Annotated in this window: 24 protein-coding genes and 1 pseudogene; 16 read left to right on the top strand and 9 right to left on the bottom strand. The window is 68.4% G+C overall.

Annotation, left to right across the window (positions count from 1 at the left end):
• Position 1 precedes the first annotated feature (1 nt).
• Together H7J06_RS00755 and H7J06_RS00760 are read left to right on the top strand one after the other, a co-directional pair.
• Complete coding sequence (locus H7J06_RS00755) at positions 2-745, top strand: creatininase family protein (protein ID WP_264036084.1); 744 nt, start codon at positions 2-4, stop codon at positions 743-745.
• 2 nt (positions 746-747) lie between these two features.
• Positions 748-1,428, top strand: a complete 681-nt coding sequence (locus H7J06_RS00760) for a TetR/AcrR family transcriptional regulator (RefSeq protein WP_264036085.1) — start codon at positions 748-750, stop codon at positions 1,426-1,428.
• Between the two features lie 3 nt (positions 1,429-1,431).
• On the opposite strand, the gene H7J06_RS00765 is transcribed toward H7J06_RS00760, so the two are convergent.
• Positions 1,432-2,427: an aldo/keto reductase gene (locus tag H7J06_RS00765; protein WP_264036087.1), complete on the bottom strand. Its 996-nt coding sequence runs from the start codon at positions 2,425-2,427 to the stop codon at positions 1,432-1,434.
• A 121-nt stretch (positions 2,428-2,548) separates the two neighbouring features.
• On the opposite strand from H7J06_RS00765, the gene H7J06_RS00770 reads away from it, so the two are divergent.
• Together H7J06_RS00770 and H7J06_RS00775 are read left to right on the top strand one after the other, a co-directional pair.
• Complete coding sequence (locus tag H7J06_RS00770; RefSeq protein WP_264036090.1) at positions 2,549-2,977, top strand: CBS domain-containing protein; 429 nt, start codon at positions 2,549-2,551, stop codon at positions 2,975-2,977.
• A 4-nt stretch (positions 2,978-2,981) separates the two neighbouring features.
• Positions 2,982-3,590 carry a GNAT family N-acetyltransferase gene (locus H7J06_RS00775; protein WP_264036092.1) on the top strand — a complete coding sequence of 203 codons (609 nt, stop codon included), beginning with the start codon at positions 2,982-2,984 and terminating at the stop codon, positions 3,588-3,590.
• Here H7J06_RS00775 and H7J06_RS00780 read toward each other — a convergent pair.
• Positions 3,587-4,198, bottom strand: coding sequence for a type II toxin-antitoxin system PemK/MazF family toxin (locus H7J06_RS00780; RefSeq protein WP_372515202.1), 612 nt, complete (start codon positions 4,196-4,198; stop codon positions 3,587-3,589). The genes H7J06_RS00775 and H7J06_RS00780 overlap by 4 nt on opposite strands.
• Positions 4,199-4,274: 76 nt before the next feature.
• Here H7J06_RS00780 and lepA point away from each other — a divergent pair, with 76 nt between their 5' ends.
• From lepA to H7J06_RS00795, 3 genes are read left to right on the top strand one after another with little or no spacing between them, the layout of a single operon-like run.
• Positions 4,275-6,185, top strand: a complete 1,911-nt coding sequence (gene lepA / locus H7J06_RS00785; protein WP_264036094.1) for a translation elongation factor 4 — start codon at positions 4,275-4,277, stop codon at positions 6,183-6,185.
• Positions 6,186-6,191: 6 nt separating this feature from the next.
• The gene (locus tag H7J06_RS00790; protein WP_264036095.1) at positions 6,192-6,890 is read left to right on the top strand and encodes a sensor domain-containing protein; all 699 of its coding nucleotides are present in this window, start codon (positions 6,192-6,194) and stop codon (positions 6,888-6,890) included.
• Positions 6,891-6,895: 5 nt separating this feature from the next.
• Positions 6,896-7,594 (top strand): sensor domain-containing protein, encoded by a 699-nt coding sequence (locus H7J06_RS00795; protein ID WP_264036096.1) that lies wholly within the window; start codon positions 6,896-6,898, stop codon positions 7,592-7,594.
• Between the two features lie 60 nt (positions 7,595-7,654).
• On the opposite strand, the gene H7J06_RS00800 is transcribed toward H7J06_RS00795, so the two are convergent.
• Entirely contained in the window at positions 7,655-7,846 is a 192-nt protein-coding gene (locus H7J06_RS00800; protein ID WP_264036098.1) for a hypothetical protein, read from the bottom strand.
• A gap of 9 nt (positions 7,847-7,855) precedes the next feature.
• On the bottom strand, positions 7,856-8,401 hold the full coding sequence (locus tag H7J06_RS00805; RefSeq protein ID WP_264036100.1) for a winged helix-turn-helix domain-containing protein: 546 nt from the start codon (positions 8,399-8,401) through the stop codon (positions 7,856-7,858).
• 232 nt (positions 8,402-8,633) lie between these two features.
• On the opposite strand from H7J06_RS00805, the gene H7J06_RS00810 reads away from it, so the two are divergent.
• The 4 genes from H7J06_RS00810 (at position 8,634) to H7J06_RS00825 (ending at position 12,857) form a co-directional block, all read left to right on the top strand.
• Positions 8,634-10,067: an APC family permease gene (locus H7J06_RS00810; protein ID WP_264036101.1), complete on the top strand. Its 1,434-nt coding sequence runs from the start codon at positions 8,634-8,636 to the stop codon at positions 10,065-10,067.
• Positions 10,068-10,152: 85 nt separating this feature from the next.
• Positions 10,153-10,290 carry a hypothetical protein gene (locus H7J06_RS00815; RefSeq protein WP_264036102.1) on the top strand — a complete coding sequence of 46 codons (138 nt, stop codon included), beginning with the start codon at positions 10,153-10,155 and terminating at the stop codon, positions 10,288-10,290.
• Positions 10,291-10,294: 4 nt separating this feature from the next.
• Entirely contained in the window at positions 10,295-11,413 is a 1,119-nt protein-coding gene (locus H7J06_RS00820) for a YeiH family protein (protein WP_264036103.1), read from the top strand.
• 19 nt (positions 11,414-11,432) lie between these two features.
• Positions 11,433-12,857 carry an FAD/NAD(P)-binding protein gene (locus H7J06_RS00825; RefSeq protein WP_264036105.1) on the top strand — a complete coding sequence of 475 codons (1,425 nt, stop codon included), beginning with the start codon at positions 11,433-11,435 and terminating at the stop codon, positions 12,855-12,857.
• A 6-nt stretch (positions 12,858-12,863) separates the two neighbouring features.
• On the opposite strand, the gene H7J06_RS00830 is transcribed toward H7J06_RS00825, so the two are convergent.
• Entirely contained in the window at positions 12,864-13,607 is a 744-nt protein-coding gene (locus H7J06_RS00830; RefSeq protein ID WP_264036107.1) for a DUF1684 domain-containing protein, read from the bottom strand.
• Entirely contained in the window at positions 13,604-13,822 is a 219-nt protein-coding gene (locus H7J06_RS00835) for a dodecin (protein WP_264036110.1), read from the bottom strand. The genes H7J06_RS00830 and H7J06_RS00835 overlap by 4 nt, the downstream gene beginning before the upstream one ends.
• A 225-nt stretch (positions 13,823-14,047) precedes the next feature.
• Between H7J06_RS00835 and H7J06_RS00840 the strand changes: the two genes are divergently transcribed.
• On the top strand, positions 14,048-14,182 hold the full coding sequence (locus tag H7J06_RS00840) for a hypothetical protein (RefSeq protein WP_264036111.1): 135 nt from the start codon (positions 14,048-14,050) through the stop codon (positions 14,180-14,182).
• Positions 14,183-14,213: 31 nt separating this feature from the next.
• A complete protein-coding gene (locus H7J06_RS00845; protein ID WP_264036112.1) occupies positions 14,214-15,644 on the top strand; it encodes an NtaA/DmoA family FMN-dependent monooxygenase in 1,431 nt (476 codons plus the stop codon).
• 3 nt (positions 15,645-15,647) lie between these two features.
• On the opposite strand, the gene H7J06_RS00850 is transcribed toward H7J06_RS00845, so the two are convergent.
• Positions 15,648-16,142: a GAF domain-containing protein gene (locus tag H7J06_RS00850; RefSeq protein WP_264036114.1), complete on the bottom strand. Its 495-nt coding sequence runs from the start codon at positions 16,140-16,142 to the stop codon at positions 15,648-15,650.
• Between the two features lie 68 nt (positions 16,143-16,210).
• Between H7J06_RS00850 and H7J06_RS00855 the strand changes: the two are divergent.
• Both H7J06_RS00855 and H7J06_RS00860 read left to right on the top strand, forming a co-directional pair.
• Positions 16,211-17,453: pseudogene (locus H7J06_RS00855) on the top strand (HNH endonuclease).
• Between the two features lie 110 nt (positions 17,454-17,563).
• Positions 17,564-18,196, top strand: a complete 633-nt coding sequence (locus H7J06_RS00860; RefSeq protein ID WP_264036116.1) for a GPR1/FUN34/YaaH family transporter — start codon at positions 17,564-17,566, stop codon at positions 18,194-18,196.
• Positions 18,197-18,202: 6 nt separating this feature from the next.
• On the opposite strand, the gene H7J06_RS00865 is transcribed toward H7J06_RS00860, so the two are convergent.
• On the bottom strand, positions 18,203-20,218 hold the full coding sequence (locus H7J06_RS00865) for a glycoside hydrolase family 15 protein (RefSeq protein WP_264036118.1): 2,016 nt from the start codon (positions 20,216-20,218) through the stop codon (positions 18,203-18,205).
• A 33-nt stretch (positions 20,219-20,251) separates the two neighbouring features.
• Complete coding sequence (locus H7J06_RS00870; protein ID WP_264036120.1) at positions 20,252-21,490, bottom strand: FAD-dependent oxidoreductase; 1,239 nt, start codon at positions 21,488-21,490, stop codon at positions 20,252-20,254.
• Between the two features lie 23 nt (positions 21,491-21,513).
• Here H7J06_RS00870 and H7J06_RS00875 point away from each other — a divergent pair, with 23 nt between their 5' ends.
• On the top strand, positions 21,514-21,708 hold the full coding sequence (locus H7J06_RS00875; RefSeq protein ID WP_264036122.1) for a hypothetical protein: 195 nt from the start codon (positions 21,514-21,516) through the stop codon (positions 21,706-21,708).
• The last annotated feature ends 9 nt before the right edge of the window (positions 21,709-21,717 follow it).

Here is a 21,717-nt window from a genome sequence, read left to right on the forward strand (position 1 = left end):
GGTGAGCCACCGCTGGGAGGAGTTGACGTCGACCGAGCTCGCGCGTCGGGTGGCCGCCGATCCCGACTGCGTGGGACTGATCCCCGTCGGGGCCACCGAACAGCACGGCCCCCATCTGCCGATCGGGACCGACACGATCGTCGCCACCGCCCTCGCCGACGCCGCCGCCGGCGACCTCGCGGTCGTCCTGCCCCCGATCGCATACGGCGCCAGCTTCTTTCACGGGACCACGCTGGCGGGTACCGTCGCCGCCAGCGGCACCAAGACCGCCGCGGCCGCGCTACGCGTCGCGCGGGCATGCGTGGCCTCGGGGGTGACCCGCCTGCTGTTCGTCAACGGACACGTCGGCAACGCGGCCGCGCTGTGGATCGCGTGCGACGAGTTTCGTCGGGAGTTTCCCGACGGGCGCATCGGCGTCATGCAATGGTGGGAGTTGACCCCCGAGATCGCCGAGCGCGCCACGGCCGACGCCGTGGACTGGCACGCGAATGCCGCCGAGACGTCACTGATCCTGGCGCTGCGGCCCGAGCTCGTCGACGTCGAGGCGCTGGCCGGGGCCGACGATCCGGACCGCACCGCGGGCACCGTCTTCCGCTATGCGCTCGCACAGGTCTCGTCCAACGGCGTCACCGGACACCCGTCGCGCGCGTCGGCGGAGTTCGGGAAGCAGCTCTGGCGCGACGTGGTCGACGCGGCCACGGAGATGGTTCGACGGGCGCACCACGAACGCGCCCCGCTGAGCTAGCCGTGTCGACGCCACGGCGCCGGGCGCCCCGCGCCGGAATCGTCGACGCCGCCACGAAGCTGTTCTCGGAGAAGGGTTATGCGCAGACGACGATGAGCGACGTGGCCCGCGCGGCGGGTCTGCAACAGTCGTCGCTGTACTACTGGTTCCGCAACAAGGAGCAGCTGCTGCAGGAGACGCTGGCCGTCAACCGGGCGCCGCTGGCCTTCATCGCCGAGGTGGGTGCGGGTTCCGGCTCGCCGGCGGTGAAGCTCTACCGGCTGCTGCGCTTCGACACCATGCAGCTCGCCATGTCACCCGTCGACTTCAACGAGATACAACGCATCGCGCACCAGCAGCGCGCCGACTTCCACCAGTTCTGGACGGACTACGAACGGCTCACCCAGTGGGTCGTCGACCTGATCGGGGCGGGCATCGGCGAGGGCAGGTTCGTCGACTGCGACAGGGTGCAGACCGCAGAGCTGCTGTTGAACTTCGACGAGGGGGCCCAGAAGCGCACCCGGTTGCACGCGGATCCCGACGACCGTACCGCCGACGCGGTCCGGGTCGGGGAGCAGGTCGCCACCCTCGCCGTTCGTGGACTCCTCAAGCGCCCCAGCGAGATTGACCGGATCCGAACCCAGGCCGCCGCGTTCGACGACGTCGCCGTTGCCCTCCGGGGAATGCGACCGGTCGAGGACTGACGGTCATTCCCGGCCGGCCGAGACGAAGCTCAGGTCGGCGAATCGATCGCCCGACACCGCTTCGGCCGCCGCGTCGAGTCGCGCGAGTTGACCGTCGCTCAGGGCGACGTCGAGCGAGTCGAGGTTCTCCTCGACCCGGGCCGCCCTGCGGGTGCCGGGAATCGGCACCGACGCCACCCCGAGCTCGTCGGCCCGGTAGCGCAGCCACGCCAGGGCGACCTGAGCTGGCGTCGCCTCACGTTCGTCGGCGACGGCGCGGATCACCTCGACCACCGCGAGATTGGCGTCGAGGGCGTCGGAGGAGAAGCGCGGGAGGTGGTGGCGAAAGTCCGAACCGGACAGATCCGCTGCCGAGGTGACCGTGCCGGTGAGGAAGCCCTGCCCCAGCGGCGAATAGGGCACGAATCCGACCCCGAGCTCAGCGGCGGCGGGCACCACCTGGCGTTCGACGTCGCGGCTCCAGATGGACCATTCGCTCTGGACGGCGGCAATGGGGTGAACGGCGACGGCGGCCCGCAGCTCGTCGGCGGTCACCTCGGACAGGCCGAGATGGCGGACCTTGCCGGCGGTGACCAGTTCGGCCATTGCGCCGACGGTCTCCTCGATGGGGACGGTCAGGTCGCGGCGATGCATGTAGTAGAGGTCGACGACGTCGGTGCGAAGACGCCCGAGGCTCTCGTCGATGCTCTGGCGTACGTAAGCCGCGTCGCCGCGGAACGTCGGCGCGCCAGCGGTGGGATCGCCCGCGATGCCGAACTTGGTCGCCAGGGTGACCTCGTCGCGCCGGGTGGTGAGCAGGTTGGCGATCAGGCGCTCGTTGGCGCCGCCGCCGTAGACGTCAGCGGTGTCGAGGAACGTCACGCCCAGGTCGACGGCCCGGTGGAGGGTCGCCAACGATTCGGCGTCGTCCACGTCGCCGTACACCGGCGTCAACGCCATCGCGCCGAAGCCGACGGCGCTGACGGTCAGGTCGTCGCCGAGCATCACGGTGTCGGTCACGGGCAGGCTCCTCGGGGGGTGTGGCGGCGGTCTCCTGTGGTGGCAACCGACGCCGCGGGCATTGTGTTCCGTCGGCGATCAGATCTAGCCTGGTGTGATCCACGTCACCAAGGAGGCGCCGGTGCGTATCGCAGACGTGTTGAGGAACAAGGGTGCCGGGGTGCTGACCATCGCGCCGGACACTCTGGTCGGCGACCTGATCAGCGGCCTGGTCGGCCGCAACGTCGGAGCCATGGTCGTCGTCGGGCCGGAGGGTCTGATCGGCATCGTGTCCGAACGTGACGTCGTGCGAATGCTCCACGAGCACGGCGCGGGCGCGCTCGGACGACGGGTCGCCGACATCATGACCAGCGACGTCATCACCTGCGCACCCGAGGACTCGGTGGACGGTCTCACCGTCCTGATGACCACCCATCGGGTGCGCCACGTTCCCGTGGTCGAGGACGGCCGGTTGGCGGGCATCGTCAGCATCGGCGACGTGGTGAAGACCCGGATGGAGCAGCTGCAGGCCGAACGCGAGCAGTTGGAGGCCTACATCACGCAGGGGTGAGAGCATGAACGGCGTGCACGTCAGACCTGCGACCCGCGCCGACGTCGAGGACCTGTCGAGGACCCTGGGCAGGGCGTTCGTCGACGATCCGGTGATGCGCTGGATGCTGCCCGACCCCGATCAGCGCCGACGCAAGCTGCGCATCCTGTTCGCCGCGCTGACCCGTCATCACCACCTTGCGCACGGCGGAGTGGAGGTCGTCACCGACGGCGACGGCCGCATCGGTGGCGCGGCACTATGGGATCCTCCCGGTGCGTGGCGCCCGACGCGCCGTGAGGAACTGCGGGCGATGCCGGGGCTGCTGTGGGCGTTCGGACGCTCGCTGCAGCGCGGCGTCCTCGTCGAGGACATGATGAAGAAGGTTCACCCCGAGGAGCCGCACTGGTATCTCGCCGTCATCGGCAGCGATCCGTCGGTGCGTGGCACGGGCTACGGGCAGGCCCTGATGAACTCGCGGTTGGACCGCTGCGACGCCGAACACGCGCCCGCCTACCTGGAGTCGAGCAATCCCGACAACGTGCCGTACTACGCGCGCTTCGGGTTCGAGGTCACCGGCGAGATCACCCCACGGGGTGGGCCGACGCTGTTCTCGATGTGGCGCGCGGCGCGCTAGCGCCAGGAGTAGTCGGACCGCAACCGCGTGGCGACCACCTCGAAGGTCTCACGTTCGAGGATCGCCCCCTCGCGTCGGATGCTCTCCTCGGGCACGTCGAGCACGCGGTCCAGCCGGACCCAGCTCGCGCGGCCCTCGTAATCCCAACTGCCACTGCCGATGGCGACCCAGGAGCGGTCGGTGGCGTGCCGTTCCTGGCTGGACAGCATCAGGCCGAGAAGCGTCGTGCTGTCGCGGCCCACCACCAGAACGGGACGGTCCTTGCCCCGGGAGGGGTCCTCTTCGTAGGCCACCCACGTCCAGACGATCTCACCGGGGTCGGCCTGGCCGTCGAGGTCGGGGGAGTAAAAGATCCGGCGGGCTCGACGGGCGGTGGGAGCGCTGTTCTTGGTGACCGGTCGGCCTGCGGTGATCGCCTGCTGAGGCGGCTGCTGGGACGCGGCGATCACGCTGAGGCCGACGTCGATGCCCATCCTGATGCCCTGACCGAGGGTGCGCGGCACCATCTCGGGGTTCTGCAGCTGCCGGATGAGCTTCGGAGCCTCGGTGAACACCAATTTCTCGGTGGTCTTCACAATCCGCTGCCACGGACTCAACTGAGGAGCCATGGGGTCGAGCATAGGTGAGCCGCGTCGGAGGGCAGGAGCGTAGCGACCGGGGGACGTCCCCGGCGCGATTGTGTCGATGAGGTCCCGGCTCGATATCCTGGACGAGCGCAGCGCCGCTGCCACGTACCCTCACCAGGAGATTCCCATCAGCAGCTTCGCCGACAAGACGTTCACTGCGCCGGCGCAGATTCGGAACTTCTGCATCATCGCGCACATCGACCACGGAAAGTCGACGCTGGCCGACCGGATGCTCGGCATCACCGGAGTCGTCGCCGACCGGGACATGCGCGCCCAGTACCTCGACCGGATGGACATCGAGCGCGAGCGCGGCATCACCATCAAGGCGCAGAACGTGCGGCTGCCGTGGACGGTCAACGACGAGGAGTTCGTCCTCCACTTGATCGACACCCCAGGTCACGTCGACTTCACCTACGAGGTGTCGCGGGCGCTCGAGGCTTGCGAGGGCGCGGTGCTGCTCGTCGACGCCGCCCAGGGCATCGAGGCGCAGACGCTGGCCAACCTGTACCTGGCGCTGGACCGCGGCCTGACGATCATCCCCGTGCTCAACAAGATCGACCTGCCGGCGGCGGACCCCGATCGCTACGCCGGAGAGATCGCCCACATCATCGGCTGCGAGCCCGAGGAGGTCCTGCGGGTCTCCGGCAAGACCGGCGTCGGCGTCCGGGAGTTGCTCGACGCGGTGGTGAGGCTGGTGCCCGCGCCGGTCGGTGACGCCGACGCGCCCGCCCGCGCGATGATCTTCGACTCCGTCTACGACATCTACCGCGGCGTGGTGACCTACGTCCGCGTGGTCGACGGGAAGCTCAGCCCGCGCGAGAAGATCAAGATGATGTCCACCGGCACCACCCACGAGCTGCTGGAGGTGGGCATCGTCTCACCAGAGCCCAAGGCCACCGAGGGCCTCGGCGTCGGCGAGGTCGGCTACCTGATTACCGGCGTCAAGGACGTCCGGCAGTCGAAGGTGGGCGACACCGTCACGGTGGCCCGCAACGGTGCGACCGAGGCGCTGACGGGGTATCGGGAGCCACGGCCGATGGTCTACTCCGGCCTCTACCCGGTCGACGGGTCGGACTACCCCAACCTGCGTGACGCCCTGGAGCGCTTGCAGCTCAACGACGCCGCGCTGACGTGGGAGCCGGAGACGTCGGTTGCGCTCGGGTTCGGTTTCCGGTGCGGCTTCCTGGGGCTGCTCCACATGGAGATCACCCGCGAGCGGCTCGAGCGCGAGTTCGACCTCGACCTGATCTCCACCGCGCCCAACGTCGTGTACCGGGTGGTCAAGGACGACGGGACCGAACTGATCGTCACGAACCCGTCGGATTGGCAGGAGGGCAAGGTCCGCTCCGTCTTCGAACCGATCGTGAAGACCACCGTCATCGCGCCGAGCGAGTTCATCGGCACCATCATGGAACTGTGCCAGTCGCGACGCGGTGAGCTCGGCGGCATGGACTACCTCTCGCCGGAGCGCGTCGAGCTGCGCTACACGATGCCGTTGGGCGAGATCATCTTCGACTTCTTCGACTCGTTGAAGTCGCGCACCCGCGGTTACGCCAGCCTGGACTACGAGGAGGCCGGTGAGCAGGAGGCCGACCTGGTCAAGGTCGACATCCTGCTTCAGGGTGAGGCGGTGGACGCGTTCAGCGCCATCGTGCACAAGGACGGTGCCGCCGCCTACGGCAACAAGATGACCACCAAGCTCAAGGAACTCATTCCGCGGCAGCAATTCGAGGTGCCGATTCAAGCGGCGATCGGATCGAGAATCATTGCGCGCGAGAACATTCGAGCCATCCGCAAGGACGTGCTGAGCAAGTGCTACGGCGGTGACATCAGCCGCAAGCGCAAACTGCTCGAGAAGCAGAAGGAAGGCAAGAAGCGGATGAAGACCATCGGCCGGGTCGAGGTCCCGCAGGAAGCCTTCGTCGCGGCGCTGTCCGCCGACGCCGCCAGCGACAAGCCGAAGAAGTAGCCCGCCGTGCGCCGGCCGGCGGGCAGCTTGTTCGTCGTCCTGCTGCTGGCCGGCTGCGCGCAGACGGTGCCGGGGGTGGCCACGCCCGCGGTGTCGGCGGTCAAGATTCTGCCCACCGAGGCAGAGATCAGCTCCGACATTGGAAACACGTTGAGCACCTTTGGGTTTCAGCCGTTCATCGGTGGGGCGGAGATCCTGCCCGACGGCTACCGCAGTGACGCCGAGGCCTCGCCCATCAGCTGCGCCGCCGTCACCGACACCGCGCCACGCATCGTGTACGAGCCACTGCCCGTCGTCGAGGCGGCCCGTCAGAGTTACTTCAACTGGGACGAGGGCGTCGACGCCTCGGGTGCCGATGCGGCAGTGGTGCGGCTGGCCACTCCGGCGGCCGCCCACGAGGCGTTCGAATCGTTCGCGCGGCAGTGGCAGGAGTGCTCGGGCACCACCGTGGTCAAGCACGTGGGTGACGCGGTGATCGACGCGGCGGTCACGGACGTCACCGTGCAGGATGCGGTCGTCTCGGCGACGGTTCGGACCCGCCAACGCCCGGGCGGCACCCAGACCCGGTACGAGCGTGCGCTCGGCGTCCGCGACGGCACCCTCGTCGAGGTCTCGCTGGCCGTCACGCCCATCGGCGAACGCCAGCCGGATCCACGGTCCTGGGCGGTGCGTATCGCCGAAACGATGCTCGACAAGTCACAATGAGGTCCGTGAACCGGTGTACTCGGCTGTGCGCGGCAGTCGCCGTCGCGGCCGCGGTGTGCTCGGGCTGCGCGAACACCGTGAAGGGTGTCGCCGTGCGTGACGTCGACGCCAACCCGACCGACGTCCGTCCCCTGCGGGAATCCCAGCTCGACGAGGTGCTGCTGAGCATCGCCCAGCTCAACGGGATCGCCGGTGCGACGCAGATGGAGGTCGCCCTCTCCGACGAGCGGATGTCGGACAACTCCGACGCCGTGTCGGATCCCGACTGCCTCGGCTCGATCTTCGGCGCCGAGGACCTGGTCTACCGCTCCAGCGATTGGACGGCGGTGCGCGACCAGGTGGCCAAGGAGCCACGCGACGACAACCAGCACTGGATGGAGCAGACCGCGGTCCTCTACCCGACCGACCGGGCGGCCGGGGACTTCGTGGCCGAGTCCACGTCTGCCTGGCGGGGCTGCGGCGGGTTCTCGGTAGCCGTCGACGACGGTGCGACCAGTTCGATCTGGCTCATCGACGACGTGCGCGTCGACGGTGACGTCGTGACGCAGAGAGTGTCGCAGGAGGACTCCGACGGGTGGGAGTGCCAGCACGCGCTGTCGGCGGTGGCGAATCTCTCGGTCGAGACCATCGCCTGCGCGTTCGGCGTCAACGACGAGGCCGTCTCCATGGTCAGTGCGATGATGGCGAACGCGGCCAGGCTCTAGGCCGGCTGGCGCGAAACTACCTGGGAGTGGCTACTTCTGACGGGCCGGACGTCTGTGTGATCAGCGGGCGGAGAGCCGGCGCAGCGCCATGTGGGCACGGCCGAGCAGGGCGCGGGCGGAGGCGAAGCGCAACCGTTCGTCGAGGAGACCGTCGACCTGCCACGTCGGAAAGGACCAGCCTTCGTCGCGAAGCGCCCGTCGCACCTCTGCGGTCAGCGCCAGCTCGTCGTCGATCGACTCCAGGTCGCGCATCGCATCAAGCTAGGGGTGGACGACGGGCGTCGCGACGGTTTTGGCCGACGTGATTCTTATCCGCGTATCGGCGCCGGGATCCAAGCGGTAGCCTCGGCCGCGCACCGTGGTCAGCCGGTGCGCCTGCGTGGTCAGCTTGACCCGGATCCGACGGATGAGGGTGTCGACCACCCGGCTCGAGACATCCTCCTGGCCAACGCGATCCGACCACACGTCCTGGATCAGCACGTGCCGGCACACGGTCCGGCGTGGCCGCGCGGCCAGGTAGCCGAGCAACGCGAACTCGCGGTAGGCCAGCCGTACGGGTCGGCCGTCGACGCTCACCCGTCGGTCGACCAGATCGATGATCAGCCCGTTCGTCGTCCGGCCGTCGTCGGTGGTCGCGGTGTGCGCCAGGGTGCCCGGAATCAGCTCGGAGACAGCCCTTCCGAACTCGTCCGCGAGGTGCAGGACGTGCTCGACGAAACCGGGTCCGCCGGGTACGTCAAGGGTGACGATGACCCGGACGTCCCTCTCCGGCCAGTCGCCCACACTCTGCGGAACGGCTTGATGCACGGCCAACACTGTGCGCCGCCGCTCGGGCGCGGTACATGATTTCCGTCGTCACGAGGGCAACCGAGGTACGGCATCGCTGCGGGCCGGGCACTGACCACCCGGCGAGCGAGCTCCGTATGTGACCAATTGTGGCGGCCTAGGACTCGTGGTGAATCCAGCCGTGGCCGGTGACCTCACTCGCCGCCTACGGTGCCCTTGCCCGCACGTTGACTTCTCCGAAAGACGGTCGCCGATGTCCGAAACTACAACGCCTGCAGAGATATTGGGAGAGGCCAACCCGGACCGGAAACTCCGAGGCAATCTCGGTGTCGCCTCCATCGTGTTCATGGTGGTCGCGGCGGCGGCGCCGCTCGGCGTGATCGGTGGAGTCGTCCCGCTCGGCATTGCAGGTGGCAACGGTGCCGGATTCCCGGCGACGTTCATCGTCGCGACGATCGTATTGCTCTTGTTCGCCGTAGGTTTCACCGCCATGACCCCTCATGTCGAGGAGGCGGGCGCGTTCTTCTCCTACGTGCGCAAGGCCCTCGGCTTCCCGACGGGAATCGGCATCGCATTCGTCGCCGTCGTGAGCTACCTGGCCATCGAAGCGGGCGTCTACGGTCTGCTGGGCCCGGCGGGTGCGAGCATCGTCGAACTGTTCGGCGGTCCTACCCTGCCCTGGTGGCTGTTCGCCCTGGTGGCCTTCGCGGTGACCACCTACCTGGGCTACCGCAACATCGAGCTGTCCAGCCGGGTGCTTGCAGTGCTGCTGACGGCCGAGATTGCGATCGTCGCGGTCCTCGACCTCGTCATCGTCGTCCGTGGCGGTGATCATGGGTTGTCGACCGGCATCGTCAGTCCGCACGCGATTCTCTCGGGCTCGGTCGGCATCGGATTGCTGTTCGCGATCATCAGCTACGTCGGGTTCGAGGCGACCGCCATCTTCCGCGACGAGGCCCGAGCCCCTGAGCGCACCATTCCGCGGGCGACGTACGCGTCACTGCTCCTGATCGGCGTCTTCTACGCCGTCACCAGCTGGGCGATGATCTCGGGCTGGGGTGACGAGGAGGCCGTCCGCCGGGCCACCGACTCCGGTTCGTCATTCCTCGGAGACACCGCGCAGCGCTACCTCGGAACCGTGGGTGCGGACGTCATCACGGTGCTGTACTTCACCAGCCTGTTCGCCTGCATCCTGTCGTTCCACAACGTGGTGTCGCGCTACCTGTTCGCGTTGGCGCAGCGCGACGTCCTGCCCGCCTCGCTGAGCCGTCCGCACGGCACACACGGATCGCCGCATCTGGCGTCGCTGTGGATCTCCGGGATCGTCGCGATCAGCATCGCCGGTGCGGTGGTGTTCCGGCTGGACCCCGCGGCGCAGTTCTACACCTGGTTTGCGGGGGCGACGACCGTCGGCATCGTGGTGCTGCTCATCGCGACCAGCGTTGCCGTCCTGGCGTACTTCCGCGGTGACCGGAAGGGTTACTCGCAGTGGCGAGTTCGGATCGCCCCTAGCTTCGGGCTGCTCGGTTTGGTGGGTTCGCTGGTCCTGATCCTGGCCAACCTCAGCGATCTCGTCGGTGGATCGAGCGTGCTCGCCTGGGTGATCGTGGTGCTGCTGGTGAGCGCCTTCGCGATCGGCGTCGCGATCGGCCGGCGGGCAGGGCAGTCCCAGTCGACCGGTTCGTGACTCGGGATCACTGCGATCCGATGTCTTGTCGTCCGGTCACGGCTGCGCGACGATCGCGGTCAACCATCGTCGAGGAGAGTGTGTCGTGAGCGAATCGAGTCCCGAACCGCAGGCCCGGCGGTCCTGGTACGCCCGCCTCGGCACCGATTGGTGGGCAACGATCGTCGCGGGCGCGATCACCGTTCTCGCCGTCACCAACCTCCTTCCCCGAATTCCGTGGTGATCCGATGAGCTCGACGTCCGTCACCTCCGACGAGGATCACGTCGACGAGGCCGCGCCGCCCGCGAACCCGCTCGAATACGTTCCCGGGGTGCTGCTGCTCGTCGTCATCGGCCTGCTCGGCAAGTACGCCCAGATCGGCTGGAACGCACTGGCCAAGCATGAACATTGGACCGTACCCGACATCGAGTACGTGCTGTGGGCCATCCTGATCGGCCTGCTGATCACCAACACCGTTGGGGTGCATCGCATCTTCCGTCCCGGCGTCGGGACCTACGAGTTCTGGTTGAAGATCGGAATCGTGGCCCTCGGTTCACGATTCGTGCTCGGCGACGTCCTCAAGCTGGGTGGTACCAGCCTGGTGCAGATCCTGGTGGACATGGCCGTGGCCGGTGCCATCATCATCTTCGCGGCCCGCCTGTTCGGCTTGTCGGGAAAGCTCGGGTCGCTCCTCGCGATCGGGACCTCGATCTGTGGGGTGTCGGCGATCATCGCGTCGAAGGGAGCGATCCGAGCCCGCAACTCCGACGCGAGCTACGCAATCGCCGCGATCCTTGCGCTCGGTGCGGTCGCGCTGTTCACGCTGCCCCCGCTGGGGCACCTGATCGGGCTCAGCGACCACGAATTCGGGCTGTGGGCGGGCCTGGCCGTCGACAACACCGCCGAGACGACGGCGACCGGCTACCTCTTCTCGGAGGAGGTAGGCAAGATCGCGGTCCTGGTGAAGTCGACGCGCAACGCCCTCATCGGGTTCGTGGTCCTCGGCTTCGCGCTGTACTGGGCGGCGCGTGGTGAGGCCGATCAGATCGCCCCGGGATTTGGGAGCAGGGCGAAGTTCGTCTGGGAGAAGTTCCCGAAGTTCGTCCTCGGCTTCCTCGCGGTGTCGGCGGTGGCGACGGCGGGGTGGTTGACCAAGGGGCAGAGTGCCAATCTGGCGAATGTCTCGAAGTGGGCGTTCCTGCTGACCTTCGCCGGCGTCGGACTGAACACCAACTTCCGTGAGCTCGCGCGCACCGGCTGGCGTCCGTTGGTGGTCGCCGTCATCGGATTGTTGGTGGTGGCAACGGTTTCCCTTGGCCTGGTGTTGCTGACCTCGCGCGTACTGGGTTGGGGCGTTCACACGTGACTCTTGCCCCGGCGACGACGTGAGGGCAGATCGCGTCGTCGTCGTCGGAGGCGGTTTCAGCGGCGCGATGTGCGCGGTGAACCTCACCAGGCTCAGCCAACATCCCCTGCACGTCACCGTCGTCGACGACCGTGGGTCGGTGGGACGAGGTGTCGCCTACGGGGTGCGCAGGCCCGAGTACCTGCTCAACGTGGCCGCGCGCAACATGTCCGCCCTTCCCGACGAGCCCGACCACTTCCTGCAGTGGCTGCAGACCCGAGCCGAGTTCGAGCTGACGCCGGAAGTCGAACTGCGGGAACGCTTCATACCGCGCCAGATCTACGGCGACTACCTGCGGTCGATCGTCCAGCACCACCTGCAGAGCCCGGGCGAGTTGACGCTCGCCACATCGGAATTCGTCACCGGCGTCGCGGTCGACGTCGAGCCCGCCGGATCGGGGTGTCTGGTCCACATGGCCGACGGAGCCGTCCTCGAGGCCGATCGCGTGGTGCTGGCCACCGGCAACGAACCACCCGCGCCGCTGCCCGGCAGCGCGGAACTCCAGGAGCACCCCGCCTGGGTCGGCAACCCCTGGGACGCCTGGGAGACGCGCCTGCCCCCGATGGACGGCAGCATCGTGATCCTCGGCACGGGCCTGTCGGCGGTGGACGCCGTCGTCACCCTCCGCGAACTGGGCTGGATGGGCCGCATTCATGCGGTGTCGCGCCACGGCTGGTTTCCGCACGCCCACTTTCGTGGCATCGAGTACCCCGAGTTCCCGCCCCCGGGAATCGATCTCGCCGAACTGGGCCTGCGGGCTCTGCACTCCCTCGTCACCGAGCACTGCGCGGCGTTGCACGAGCGAAACGCCAACCCCGCGATCATCGTCGACAAGTTGCGCCCGCACACGCAGCGGATCTGGAGTGGCTTCACCCGGGAGGAGCGGGTGACCTTCGCGAAGGAGCATGCCGCCCGCTGGAACGTCTTTCGGCACCGCATCGCACCGGTGATCCGCGCTCAGGTCACCGGCTCGCAACTCACCGGGCAGCTAGAAGTTCACGCCGCCAGCATCGCCACGGTGACGGCTGCACGGAACCGGGTCGACGTCCACCTGGCCGACGGCTCGACCTTGTCCGGTGATCTGGTGATCAACGCGACCGGTCCGTCGACGAGATTCAGTGCGACGCGGTCGGTACTGCTGCGGAACCTGCTGCGTCGAGGTGCGGTGGCGCCCGACGCCACCGACATGGGGGTGCGCGTCGAACCCGACCACACGGTGGTGGACGCCGAGGGGGAGCGGTCACCGTGGCTGCTCGCCGTGGGTCCCATGCTTCGTGGAACGTATTGGGAGACCGTGGCCGTGCCCGAATTGCGTTCTCAGGCCCGCCGCGTGGCCGAGACCGTGCTCGGCGCCGCACACGACGAGCTAGGCGACGTGCACCCTCAGCTCGAGTACATGATCTGAGTCCGCTCAGCGCGGATTGCGTTCCCCGGCCTCGACGGCGACGTCCAGTCGGTTCTGCGCCGGCGCCACCGGGCACGTCGCGAAGTCGGTGAACGAGCACGGCAGGTTGGCCGCCTTGTTGAAGTCCAACGTCACCGAACCGTCGGCGTCGGGTTCTGCGACCGCCAGCGACCGCGCCCCCGGGTGGGTGGTCACCCCGCTCGTCGCGTCCGTGAACAGGATGTGCAATCCACCCGACGCACGACCGAAGACGACGAGGCGTCGCCAGGCGCCGGCGAGGGTGAAGTCGACGACCCCGACGGCGTCGTGATGATGTTCGAGTCCGGTGACGACGGCACCCGTCGTCACCGTCGTGGTCCGCTCGTAGGGGGTGAACGTGCCGGTGACGACCCAGCTTTCGCTCGGGGCGTACGTCGGGATGCCGTGGTAGGCCGCCAGGTGCGGGGACTTCGGGTCGTGGACCCGCAGCGCAACCGAGCCCGTGCGGCGGATGACCTCGATGCGTCGCTCGCCGTCCTCGACGAGCAACCCCGGTGCGCCTTCGGCCGGCTCGAGCCGCTCGACCCCGTCGACTCCCTCGACGAACACCGCATCGGCGTCGGCCCGCCAGCGTCCGGGAAGATCGGCGACGCTCTCGAAGTCCTCGGTGAGCCAGTACAGGCCGGTGATGCTGACCCAGCCGAGCGGATCACCGAAGTAGCGCTCGCGCTCGGCGTGCCACTGCGTCCACTCCGTCTCGATCGTGGTCATGCGTCACCCTCTTCGAGCCGGAAGCCGACCTTGAGAGTCACCTGGAAGTGGGCCACCTGACCGTCTTCGAGTTCGCCGCGAACCGACTGCACTTCGAACCAGTCGAGCCCGCGCAGCGTCTTGGCGGCCCGGTTGACTCCGTTGCGGATGGCGGCGTCGATTCCGTCGGGTGAGGTCCCGACGATCTCGACTATCCGGTACGTGTGCTCGCTCATGGCGTCTCCTTCGGTGCGTCGCGTCTGTTGAGTCAACCGTACGAGGCGGATCCTGTACAGCTTCGAACCAGCGTGATTGCAACGGCGGAGACGAAGTCGAGACGCGCTCGCCGTCGTCAAAGTCATTGTGACGCAACGACTCGGGGATCGCCGGGCCGGAGGGCCAGCCAACCAGCGGTGGCGTGGTCGGCGCGCCGGTCGGCCGGCCGTGGCTAGGGTCGCACCATGACCGAAGTGGAGCGCTTCGCCGTCTGGCTCAAGCAGACCTCGTGGCACGAGTGGTGGCCCTGGATCGTGCTCGCCGTGGGCATCGCGATCGTCACGGTCGGCGGCATCCTCTTCAGTCCCGTCAGCCCGTAAAGCCATTTCCAGCAACGACATCGGGGAACTCATGCCCAAGCCGGCAAACGATCGTCCACTCCTGTACTCGGCGTTCGTGATGAACACCCCGTCGCACGTGATCCACGGACTGTGGCGCGACCCGACGGCGGCCAACCACGAGATCAATTCGTTGGAGCACTGGGTCGACCTGGCGCGGTACCTCGACGGCGCGGGCTACGACCTGATGTTCTTCGCCGACGTGAGCGGCCTGCGATCGCCCTGGAACGGTTCCTACGAGCTGGTCGCACGCGAAGGCATGCAGATCCCGACGAACGACCCGTCGGTGCTGATCTCCGCGCTCGCCACGGCGACGAAGAACCTGGGCCTGGTCTACACCAGTTCGATCGCCCAAAGCCTTCCGTTCGACTTCGCGCGGCGCATCTCCACCCTGGACCACTACACCCGTGGACGCGTGGGCTGGAACATCGTGACGAGCTTCTCCGACAACACCTATCGCAACTACGGTCACGACAAGCTCGTCGAGCACGACCTGCGGTACGAGATCGCCGAGGAGTACGTCGATGTCCTCTACAAGCTGTGGGAGGGATCGTGGGACGAGGACGCGCTGCGTGCCGACAAGCAGGCCGGAGTGCATGCCGACGCCGCGAAGATCCACAAGATCAACCACGTCGGTCAGCACTTCTCGGTCGAGGGGCCGCACTTCGTGACACCGTCGCCGCAGCGCGTTCCGGTGCTGTTTCAGGCAGGCGCGTCGCCGGTCGGCCAGCGCTTCTCGGCGCGCAACGCCGAGGGAGTGTTCATCTCCAGCCCGGACCCCGAATCGGCGCGCGGGTTGATCGACGAGACGCGGGCACTGGCAGCCGATTACGGGCGTGACCCATACGACGTCAAGTTCTTCCAGGGTCTGTCGCTGGTGGTGGGCCGCACGTCCGAGGAGGCCAGGGAGAAGGAAGCCCGGATCGAGGCGTTGTCCAGCGTCGAGGGCGTGCTGTGCCACATCCTCGGTGACGCGGGCATCGACGCGGGGGCACTGCCGCTGGACACGCCGCTGTCGGATCTCGGCGAATTCCGGGGCATTCAGGGCTGGATCCGGTGGGCGAGTGAGGCCGCGGGGGATGCCGAACCCACGATCAACGATCTTGGCCGCGCCTTCGAACGCAGCAGTCGCATCGTCGGTTCGCCCACCGAGATCGCCGACAAGCTGGAGGAGTGGCGCGACGCCGGCATCGACGGGGTCAACGTCTTCCACGCCGTCCGGCCCGGCACGTTCTCCGACATCGCCGAACTGCTGTTCCCCGAGTTGCGCAGGCGCGGGCTGCTCGGCGACGACAAGTCGGGCACGTTGCGGCACAAGCTGTCCCGCGGCGGCTCGGATCGGCTGCCCGGCACCCACCCGGCGGCGAAGTACCGCGGCGCGTTCACCGAAAACTCGTTGGCGGACAAGGTCGCAGAGCCCTTGACCCTGCCGGCGCGGGTATAGCGGTCAGCTCAGGGCGGTGCCGTCGCGGCCGACGATCGTCTCCACCGCGCCGCGCAACTTCTCGAGCTCCTGACGTTGCTCCTCCGAGTAGTCGCGTGCGTTGTCGTCCAGCACGCACACCGTGCCGACCACGTTGCCCTCCGGACCGTGGACGGCGAGGCCCAGATAGTTGTGCAGACCGAACTCGACCTCGTCCTCGTTGCCCGCGAAGGTCTGATCGGTCCGGGAGTCCCGGACGAACAGATCGTCGTCGGTGTCGACGATGCGCTCGCAGTACAGCGGCACCCGGGTGGCGTCGTCGCCGGCCTTCTTGCCCGCCGCGCCAACGGTGTAGTGCTTGGTGGCCTCTCCGGCGGTGGCCGCGACGACCATCGAGTCGGGTTCGGAGCGCATCACCAGAAGGGACTTCACGCCGAGCAATTCGGCCACCCTCTCGAGTTCTGGGGTGAGGGCGGCCAGTCCGTCGGTGGTGTCGGTGCGATGGGGTTCGGAGGTCATCCCACGATCTTGGCCCGTCGTCGGAGTTCGGTCGAGGGTTGTCAGACGATGCGACTACAATCGAACACATGTTCGACGTGGTGGACGAGGCGGGGTTGGTCGATCGCATCGCCGCGCTGGAACGCGCCAAGTGCGCCGCGGCCGCCGAACAAGCCGTCCTGACCGCTGAACTGGACACCGCGCGCCGCGCCCGCGAAGCCGCCGACGGTGTGCCCGCGGCCAAGCGTGGCAAGGGGTTGGCCAGTGAGGTTGCCCTGGCCCGCCACGACTCCCCCAACCGCGGCGGCCGTCACCTTGGCTTCGCCCGCGCCCTGGTCTACGAGATGCCCCACACCCTGGCCGCCCTGGCCGCCGGCCGGCTCTCCGAATGGCGGGCGACGTTGATCGTCCGGGAGTCGGCCTGCCTGAGCGTGGCGGACCGGCGGGTGTTGGACGCGAGGATGTGCGCCGACGCCGCCCGCGCGGAGTCCCGACGCCAAGGCCATCGCCTACGAACTGGACCCCCACGCCGTCGTCGACCGCGCCGCCCGCGCGGAGTCGGAGCGCTCGGTGTGGGTGCGCCCCGCCCCGGACAACATGACCTACGTGACCGCGCTNCTACCCATGCCNCAAGGGGTGTCGGTCTACGCCGCCCTGCGCCGGGAAGCCGACACCTGCGGCGACGGCAGAAGCCGCGGCCAGATCATGGCCCGACACCCTCGTCGAACGCGTCACCGGCCGCCCCGCCGAGGTCCCCGTCCCCGTGACCGTGGACCTGGTCATCACCGATGACACCCTGCTCGGCGGGGACCAGGCACCCGCTCGGGTACCCGGGGCTACGGGCCGATTCCCGCGGCGGTGGCGTGCCAGTTGGTCAACCGCGCCGTAAGTGACGACCGGTCACACGCGACACTGCGGCGGCTGTACCGCCATCCCGACTCCGGTGCCCTGATCGCGATGGAGTCGCGGGCCCGGGCCTTCCCCAAGGGCCTGACCCGATTCATCGCGGTGCGTGACGACACCTGCCGCACCCCGTACTGCGACGCCCCGATCCGCCACACCGACCACGCCGTCGACCACGCCACGGGCGGACCCACCACGGCGGTCAACGGGCGGGGCACCTGCGCGGGGTGCAACTACGACAAACAAGCCCCCGGCTGGCGGGTGAGCACCCACCGCGACCGCGACGGCACCCACACCTGCGAGATCGTCACCCCCACCGGTGCCCGCCACCACTCCCAGGCACCACCGCTGCCCGGACGACCCGGCCACCGCCGCAGCATCGTCGAAGTCGCCTTCGCCGACCACCTCGCCTGGCGCAACGCCGCCTGATTACTTCCCACTGATCGCAACCGTCGGTTCGGCAACGGGCGCGCCCTATGTTTCAGAGACATTGCGTGGTCGACAATCCTTGCGCCACGGCATATCTGAGATGAGGATCCATGACCGACCTTGCCATCAGGGAGTCGTCGACGCCGACGGCGGACGGCCCGGCGACGGCCGCCGCGCGGGAGGGCAACCCCGGGCTGTTGGCCTTGCCCTTGGTCATCGCCGGCGGCTTCGGCCTGGGCTTCACCAACACCGGCATCGTCGACGTCGCCGCGGCCGCGGTACCGATCCTGTTGTCGGCCACGGCCGTTGGCTTGCTGCTCGCGACGATCTGGGCGGCGGCGCTGAGTCAGAACGTCAACGCCACCGTCTACGGGGTGTTCTTCGGTTTCTACGCCAGCTATGCCGTGCTGTCCCTCGGCTTGACCCACGACTGGTTCGGAATCAGCGCCGCCGACGCGGGACCGACGACCGCCCTGTGGCTCGGCAGCTGGCTGTTGACCATCGGACTGCTGACCGTGCTGGTGCTGCGACTGCCGTGGACGTACCCGCTGCTGCTCGGCATCGTCGACGTCGCGCTGGTGCTGCTGCTGATCGGAAACGTGACCGGCAGCACCGCGGCCACCCACGCGGGCGGGTGGTTCGTCTTCGCCTTCGTCGCGTTGGTGGGGTACTACTACGTCGCCGCGTTGTGGGAGGAGACCGGGGGACGCGCCCTGCCCCTCGGCCGACCGCTCGTCGTCTGAGTCAGCTCACATCGGGGCGTTGGCGGGCTGGAACACACCCGTGCTGTCGGCTTCCTCCTCGGCGCGAATCACGTGCACCACGGCGTTGATCAACGCCAGGTGGGTGAACGCCTGCGGGAAGTTGCCGAGGTGGCGTCCCGTCCGCGGCTCGATCTCCTCGGCGTAGAGATGCAGAGAGCTGGCGAACGACAGCAGCCGCTCGCACAGATGCTTCGCCCGGCTGATCTCGCCGATCTCCACCAACGCCGACACCAGCCAGAACGAACAGATCGTGAACGAGCCCTCCTCGCCGGAGAGGCCGTCGTCGGTCTCCTCGGTGCGGTAGCGCAGGACCAGGCCGTCCTCGGTGAGCTCGTCGGCGATGGCGAGCACCGTGGCTCGCACGCGCGGATCGTCGGACGGCAGGAATCGTGTCAACGGCACCAGCAACAGCGACGCGTCCAGCGCGTCGTCACCGTAGCGCTGCGTCAGTGCGCCCCGGTGGTCCACGCCGTGCGCCAGGATGTCGGCCTTGATCTCCTCGGCGATCACCCGCCACTGCTGGGCATAGCTCTTCTCGCCCTGCAGATCCGCCAGCTTGGAGCCGCGGTCCAACGCCACCCAGCACATCACCTTGCTGGAGGTGAAGTGCTGCGGCTCGCCGCGGACCTCCCAGATGCCGCGGTCTGGCTCGCGCCAATGCTTGATGGCCTCCTCGACCTGAAGCTTGAGCACCGGCCACAGCGTCTCCGGGATCTGCTCGCGCGACTTGGCGTGCAGGTACACCGAGTCCAGCATCGAACCCCAAATGTCGTGCTGCATCTGGTCGTACGCGCCGTTGCCGATGCGCACCGGCCGCGAGTTGTCATACCCCGACAGGTGGTGCAGCTCCTCTTCGACGAGGCTGCGTTCCCCGCCGACGCCGTACATCACCTGCAGCGGATGGCGTTCACCGTTGTTCGCCCCCGACACGTCGGCGATGAACGAGAAGAAGTCGTCGGCCTCGCGGTCCAGGCCCAGGGTGTAGAGCCCCCACAAGGCAAAGGTCGAGTCCCGAATCCACGAATACCGGTAGTCCCAATTACGTTCGCCCTGAGGCGTTTCCGGCAACGACGTGGTGCTCGCGGCAAGGAGCGCGCCGGTGGGGGAGTAGGTCAGGCCCTTCAGGGTCAACGCGCTGCGCTGCAGGTAGGACCGCCACGGGTGGTCGGGGAAGTCGCCGATGTTGATCCACTGGCGCCAGGACTCGCTGGTCTTCCACATCTTGTCCGACGCCTCTTCGAACGTCTGCGGCGCCGGGTGGCCCGACCAGCTCAGGGCGACGAAGACGTTGTCGCCCTCGGTGAGTCGGGTCCTGGCGCGCGCTTCGTGCCCCTCGAGACCGATGCGCAGGTTGGTGGTCAACCGCAGCGTCGGATGCGCTTCCGGGTTCTTGCTCGAGCGGGCGATCGCCTCGCCGTAGGCCTGCGCCGAGTACTCCCACGTCGCCGGCTCGCGGTGGTAGTCGAACGCCGGCTCACAACTCATCACGAGTTCCACGACGCCGCTGACGCAGCGGACGGTGCGCAGCAGGATGTGCTCGGCGTCCCAGTCCATCGGGGTGCGGCGGTGGGTCCGCGACCGGGTGTCGAGGTCGTGCCACGGGCCCATCACCAACGCGTCGCGCACGATCAGCCACCCGGTGTGCGTCTGCCAGGTGGTCTCCATGATCAGGCTGCCCGGCAGGTACCGGCGGGCCGACGGCACCGTCACCCCATAGGGCGCGAGTCGGAAGTGCCCCGCCCCGCGGTCGAGGATCGCGCCGAACACGCTTGGCGAGTCCGGTCGCGGCACGCACAGCCACTCCACCGAACCGGCCGAGGAGATCAGGCAGGTGTTCTCGCAGTCGGACAGGAAGCTGTAGTCCGCGATCGGCGGAAACGGGTTGCGCAGTGGCCCGCTGGGGGCGTACGGCACGGGTGCGGTGACCGTGTACGGCGCCTCCGGCACGTGGTCGGCCTCATCCGAGGAACCGTCGGTGGACCCAGCTTGCTGCAGAACCATCCCGACATCATCGACTGACCGGGCCTCCGGCGTCTACTCGTGCGGCTCGGGCCGCCGGGCGTAGGCGGGCGCACGCTCGGGAAGCGGTCCGATCGCCACGGCGTACCCGGCCACGGTGCGCAGGAACGGCACCCGGCTGACGACGCGGACTGCCAGGGGTGGCGCTGCCGAGCCGCTGCCGGATACCGCCGCCGCGATGACGCGCGCGTGGATCATCCGCTGCATGCCTTGGATGAGTGCCGTCGGGACCCACCGCCTGGCCTGGATGCGGGCCAGGTCCCTGATGGGGACGCGACCCGTGCGCAGGGGGACCGCCAGCGCGCGCGCCGTGGCCACCGCGTCGGCCACCGCCAGGTTGATGCCGACGCCGCCGACGGGTGACATCGCATGTGCCGCGTCGCCGATCAGCAGCAGACCGTCGGTGTACCACCGGCGCAGCCTGTTGAGTTGGACGTCGAGCAGCTTCACGTCGTCGAAGGAGGTCAGCTCGCCGACGCGGTCCGCCAGTGCGGGCACCAGCTTGGCGACGGTGCGCTGCAGCGACTCGATGCCGTCGGCGCGCAGCTGCGAGTCGGCGCCCTTGGGAATGATGTAGGCGCACTGGTAGTAGTCGCCGCGGTCGATGACGATCATCGCGTGGCCCGACGTCAGCACGCCCTCCAGGCCGGGCGGGTCGCCCTCGGTGCGCGGCAGTCGGAACCACCAGACGTCCATGGGGGCACCGAAGCTCTTGGGCCGCAAGCCCATTGCGGCGCGTAGAGCCGAGCCCCGACCGTCACACGCCACCGTCAGATCGGCTCGCATCTCGGCGATCTGGCCGTCCGGGCCGCGGTAGCGGACCCCGACGACGCCGACGCCGCTCTGATGGAGGGGTTCGAGCACCTCGGTGCTGCGCAGCAGCCGGAAGGTCGGCTCCTTCTGCGCGGCGGTCGCGAGCAGTTCCAGGAAGTCCCACTGCGGCACCAGTGCGATGTGCTTGTGGGGGCCGGGGATGTGGCGCAGGTCGATGTCGACCGGCACGCCCTGCACCGACATGCCCACGGTCTCGATCACGCGATGGGTGAGCCGCTCGAACTCGCGGCCCAGCCCGAGGTCGTCCAGCAACCGGAGCGTGCTCGCGTGCACGGTGTCGCCGCGGAAGTCGCGAAGGAAGTCGGCGTGCTTCTCCATCACCGTGACGTCGACGCCGCCGCGCGCCAGCAGGAGACCCAGCATCATGCCCGCCGGGCCGCCGCCGGCGATCAGGCACGACGTGGACTGAGGTCCGTTCACCCCTTGATCGTAGGGTGGAGCGGGTGAAGGGCATCCTGAGTTGGTGGGACGGGGTCGAACTGTGGCTGTCCGGCCTTGGGTTCGTCGTCCAGACGGTGGTGGTGATGCCCGTGGTGCTGGTTCTCGCCTACTCGGTGGCGGTGCTGCTCGACGGGGCGCTGGGCAACGGCATCCGTCTGCTGCAGCGGGCCAGGCACGCCGACGAGGATCCGTCGTGACCGGCATGC

It is taken from the genome of Mycolicibacterium hodleri (genome assembly GCF_025822245.1).
Lineage (GTDB): Bacteria > Actinomycetota > Actinomycetes > Mycobacteriales > Mycobacteriaceae > Mycobacterium > Mycobacterium hodleri.